The sequence below is a fragment of the Bradyrhizobium sp. genome, assembly GCF_049581145.1.
Taxonomy (GTDB): domain Bacteria; phylum Pseudomonadota; class Alphaproteobacteria; order Rhizobiales; family Xanthobacteraceae; genus Bradyrhizobium.
The window spans coordinates 1-4604 of the sequence record NZ_JBAURI010000695.1 but is presented as its reverse complement, the minus strand read 5'-3'; the positions used below and the strand labels follow the sequence as shown (position 1 = coordinate 4604).

The following is a 4604-nucleotide window of genomic DNA, read 5'->3' as shown; positions in this document are numbered from 1 at the left end:
CGTCGGAGGAATGCTGGATTTCCAGCGCCATCGGCCCTTCCACCCGGAGCACCAGCGTGGCCGGCTCCTGCGGCTGGCCCTCCACCGGGCGCGGCCATTGGATCTTGAGCGGCTCGGAATGCGCGGCGACCTGCTTGCCCGCGATCTCCCCCCAGCGCGTCACCAGCTCGCGGGCGGCAAAGCCCTGCTTGGCATAGGCGTCGGAAAACACGTCGCCGAGCAGGACGGAGAGCGGCTTGGCGCTGAACAAGCGGGGTTTTGCCATGAGGCGTTATAGCACAACAATGTTGCGAGAAGGCATCCACGAACTTGCGGTGCTGCCGGACAGAAAGACGTGGATGGCCGGGACGAGCCCGGCCATGACGTGGAGAGATTGGCGCGCAGCCGTTACAGTCGTTTTGTCATGAGCCCTGTCGCAGCCGGTCAACAACCACGAGTTCCCAGCGAAACTCCCAGCCGCCCGGCATTGCTGCTGGCCTGGTACGACCGCCATCGCCGCCGGCTGCCGTGGCGACCGCCGGCGGGGCAGCGCGCCGAGGCCTACCGGGTCTGGCTGTCGGAAATCATGCTGCAGCAGACCACGGTGAGGGCGGTCGGGCCGTATTTCGAAAAGTTCGTCGCGCGCTGGCCCGACGTCGCCGCACTGGGGCGCGCCTCGCTCGACGATGTGCTGCGGATGTGGGCCGGGCTGGGCTATTACTCGCGCGCCCGCAATCTGCACGCCTGCGCGGTCGCGGTGCTGCGCGACCATGGCGGCGCGTTTCCGGATACGGAAGCAGGCCTGCGCGCGCTGCCGGGGATCGGGCCCTACACGGCGGCCGCGATTGCCGCGATCGCGTTCGATCGCCGCACCATGCCGGTCGACGGCAATATCGAGCGGGTGGTGTCGCGGCTGTTCGCGGTGGAGGAGCCGCTGCCGCAGGCCAAGCCGCAGATCCAGCGCTTGGCGGCGACGCTGCTCGCTCCCGCTCGATCCGGCGAAGAGGAGTCTCGCGCCGGCGATAGCGCGCAGGCGCTGATGGATCTCGGCGCCACGATCTGCACGCCGAAGAAACCGGCCTGCGCGCTGTGTCCGCTGAACCAGGATTGTGTCGCCCGGGCGCGCGGCGATCAGGAGAGCTTTCCGCGCAAGGCGCCGAAGAAGACCGGCACGTTGCGGCGCGGCGCGGCCTTCGTCGTGACGCGGGGCGACGAACTTCTGGTGCGCAGCCGTCCCGCAAAAGGATTGCTAGGCGGCATGACCGAAGTGCCGGGCTCCGACTGGCATGCCGCGCAGGACGACGCGGCCGCGAAAGCGCAGGCGCCGGCGCTGAAGGGCGTTGTGCGCTGGCACCGCAAGGCCGGCGTCGTCAGCCACGTCTTCACGCATTTCCCGCTGGAGCTCGTGGTCTATACCGCCAGGGTGCCGGCGCGCACCCGCGCCCCGGAGGGCATGCGCTGGGTGCCGGTGGCGACGCTCGACGGCGAGGCGCTGCCCAATCTGATGCGCAAGGTGATCGCGCACGGCTTCGGTTCGGGCTCGCCAGCTCCGGATCATGCGGCTGGCTCCTGACAGCACACTGGCAGCGGGCCTGCGCTACAGCGTGTTCCGGAGGTTCCCATGATCGCGACCGCGCTCGACCATGTTGTCCCGCCGCCATCGGCAAAATTGCTCGGCTGGCGCCTGCTCGATGCCCGACCCGGCGACGGCTGGATCCGGCTCGGTTTTGACGGCAAGCCCGAGTTCTGCAACCCGGCCGGCTTCATCCAGGGCGGCATGCTGTCCGCGATGCTCGACGACACCATGGGCCCGGCGGTGTTCATCATGACCGGGGGCAGGCTGTACACCGCGACCATCACCATGACCGTCAATTTCCTGGCGCCGGCCAAACCGGGGCCGATCACCGGCGAGGCGGAGGTGACGCAGCTTGGCCGGACGATTGCGTTTGTGCAGGGACGGTTGACGGCCGACGACGGCACCATGCTGGCCACCGCCACCGCAAGCGCGCGATTGGTCGACACTGCGAAGGCCTTCAGGCGATAAGGCCGTCAAGCTGACCCCATGCTGGCGCAGCGATTTCGAAGCTCGAATCATATCAGGCGTCGCCATGCAGTCGATTCCTCCTCTCCCTCCACGCGCGTGAGCCGCGTGGCGGGGAGGAAGCGCCCTGCAGATGACAACTTTCACGGAATCGCTCGTCTGGCCCGCGGCGCCTCGCCGCCGGATGTGACGATCGGCGGCCGGGCGTTCAGCGCCTCGACCTGGAAGCCGGCGACGCGCTTGTAGTTGGCGGCGATCTCTTCCAGCTCCTGCTGCGACAGCACGTCGGTGACGACCTTGTAGCCGTCGGGCGCGCGCTCCTCGACCATCTGCATCACCTGCTCCGGCCCGTTGCGGCGGTTGAGCTTGACCAGCTCGGTGGTGGCGGGGCGGCGGTCGGCCTCGTAGGCGGCAAGCGCTTCATGGGTCGCGCCGTGTGCGGCAATCTCACGCGTGAGGACGCGGGCATCGAGGATGGCCTGCGAGGCGCCGTTGGAGCCGATCGGATACATCGGGTGCGCGGCGTCACCGAGCAGCGTCACCTTGCCGAAGGTCCAGCGATCGAGCGGGTCGCGGTCGACCAGCGGATATTCATAGGCGTGGCTGCAGTTGCGGATCAGCCCGGGCACGTCGAGCCAGTCGAACCTCCAGCTCTCGAACCAGGGCAGGAATTCCTCCAGCTTCGCGGCCCGGTTATAATCCTCGCGGCGCCACTGATAGCTCGGCGGCATGTGGCGTTCGGCGACCCAGTTGATCTGGTATTGGCCGGCGGCGTCCGGCTCCTTCGAGATCGGATAGCAGACGAATTTCAGCACCTCATGGCCGGCCATGATCATGGTGCGGCCGGACAGGAAGGCATCGCTTGCGGTGATGCCGCGCCACAGGATGCGGCCGTTCCAGATCGGCGGGCCTTCCTGCGGATAGAGCTTTTCGCGCACCGCCGAGTGGATGCCGTCGGCCGCGATCAGCACCGCGCCGTCATGGCTGCCGGCGGCTTGGCCGGTCGCCTTGTCGATGAAATCGGTGCGCACGCCGTCGCCGGTCTCGGTCCAGCCGGCGAGGTGGTGGCTCAGCAGGATGTTGTCGGGGCCGAGCCGCTCGATCGCGGCATCGCGCAGGATCTGCTGCAGCAGGCCGCGATGGATCGAGAATTGCGGCCAGTGGTAGCCGGCCTCGCGCCCGCGCGGCTCGCTCCAGATCGGCTGGCCATGCTTGGAAAAATATGCGAGCTCCTTCGTGCGCACGCCCATCGCATCCAGCCGCTCCAACAGGCCGAGCTCGACCAGCTCGCGCACCGCATGCGGCAGCACGTTGATGCCGACGCCGAGCGGTTTCAATGCGGCAACGGTTTCGAATAGTTTTGCGTCAACGCCGATCTGGTGCAGGCTGAGCGCCAGCGTCAGCCCGCCGATGCCGCCGCCCGCGATGAGTACCGTCATGACGCCATTCCCCCCATTTGAAGTTTGGGGCGTCTTGGCATGAGAGGCGGCGAGGGGGCAACCGCGAAAGCCCCGGATCGCGGTCGGGGACGGCAACCGGGGATGGACCTCACCCGCGGCCGCCGGTAGTCTCGCGCCGGCCCTCGAGAGGATGAGACATGTTCAAGCTCTATTATACCCCAGGCACCTGCGCGCTCGCCTCGCACATCGCGCTGGCCGAGGCCGGCGCCGACTACACCACCGAGAGGGTCGACTTCAAGACCAACCAGCAGAACAGCCCGCAATACCTGGAGATCAATCCCAAGGGCCGCGTGCCCTCGCTGGTGACCGATCGCGGCATTCTGACCGAGACGCCGGCGATGCTCGCCTTCATCGCGCAAAGCTTTCCGCAGGCCAAACTGGCGCCGCTCGACGACATCTTCGCCTTCGCGCAGGCGCAGGCCTTCAACAGCTATCTCTGCTCCACCGTGCATGTCGCGCATGCCCACCGCATGCGCGGCCCGCGCTGGGCGAGCGAAGAAAGTTCGTTCGCCGACATGAAGCGAAAGGTGCCCGAGAGCGTCGGCGCCGGTTTCGCGCTGATCGAACGCAAGATGCTGCGGGGCCCGTGGGTGATGGGCGAGGCCTATTCGATCTGCGACCCCTATCTGTTTACGCTGACGCAATGGCTGGGCGCCGACGGCGTCGATCTCGCCACCCTGCCGCGCGTGATGGATCATCACCAGCGCATGGCGGCGCGGCCCGCCGTCGCCAAGGCGCTCGCCGAGGAGCAGGGCTGACGCTGTGTGGGGTGGGCAAAGCCAACGGGTCGGCGCAAAGCGCCGCCCGATGACAGCCTCCGCGTGCCCACCATCTGTCTTTCGGCGGACGCGATGGTGGGCACGGCGCAAAGCGCGCCTTCGGCCTACCTACCGCAGCTGCGATTGCAATGACGGTGTGAGATGGTCGCGTAGCTCTCTCACCGTCATTGCGAGCGCAGCGAAGCAATCCATCGCACCGCACAGAAAGGATGGATTGCTGCTCTGCTGTCGCCGGACGATGAAGGTTGAGAGCATGGCCACGCGCGGAACCATTTCCGATTCAATTTTGAGCCATTTTCTCCAGCGTCGTCGCCCGGCTTGACCGGGCGATCCAGTAACCCGCGG

General features: G+C 67.4%; 6 protein-coding genes. 3 read left to right on the top strand and 3 right to left on the bottom strand.

Annotated features, from left to right (window positions below):
• Positions 1-265: DciA family protein (locus WCB02_RS22685; protein WP_423961622.1), on the bottom strand; the 265-nt coding region annotated here is incomplete at its 3' end.
• A 138-nt stretch (positions 266-403) separates the two neighbouring features.
• Here WCB02_RS22685 and mutY point away from each other — a divergent pair.
• Positions 404-1552, top strand: coding sequence for an A/G-specific adenine glycosylase (mutY, locus tag WCB02_RS22680; protein ID WP_423961620.1), 1149 nt, complete (start codon positions 404-406; stop codon positions 1550-1552).
• 48 nt (positions 1553-1600) lie between these two features.
• Positions 1601-2023 carry a PaaI family thioesterase gene (locus WCB02_RS22675; protein ID WP_423961618.1) on the top strand — a complete coding sequence of 141 codons (423 nt, stop codon included), beginning with the start codon at positions 1601-1603 and terminating at the stop codon, positions 2021-2023.
• A 140-nt stretch (positions 2024-2163) separates the two neighbouring features.
• Here WCB02_RS22675 and WCB02_RS22670 read toward each other — a convergent pair whose 3' ends face one another.
• The gene (locus tag WCB02_RS22670; protein WP_423961616.1) at positions 2164-3459 is read right to left on the bottom strand and encodes a flavin-dependent oxidoreductase; all 1296 of its coding nucleotides are present in this window, start codon (positions 3457-3459) and stop codon (positions 2164-2166) included.
• Between the two features lie 158 nt (positions 3460-3617).
• Here WCB02_RS22670 and WCB02_RS22665 point away from each other — a divergent pair, with 158 nt between their 5' ends.
• Positions 3618-4238: a glutathione S-transferase family protein gene (locus WCB02_RS22665; protein ID WP_423961615.1), complete on the top strand. Its 621-nt coding sequence runs from the start codon at positions 3618-3620 to the stop codon at positions 4236-4238.
• Between the two features lie 129 nt (positions 4239-4367).
• Here WCB02_RS22665 and WCB02_RS22660 read toward each other — a convergent pair.
• Positions 4368-4604 (bottom strand): hypothetical protein (locus WCB02_RS22660; RefSeq protein WP_423961614.1); only part of this gene is annotated, 237 nt, incomplete at its 5' end.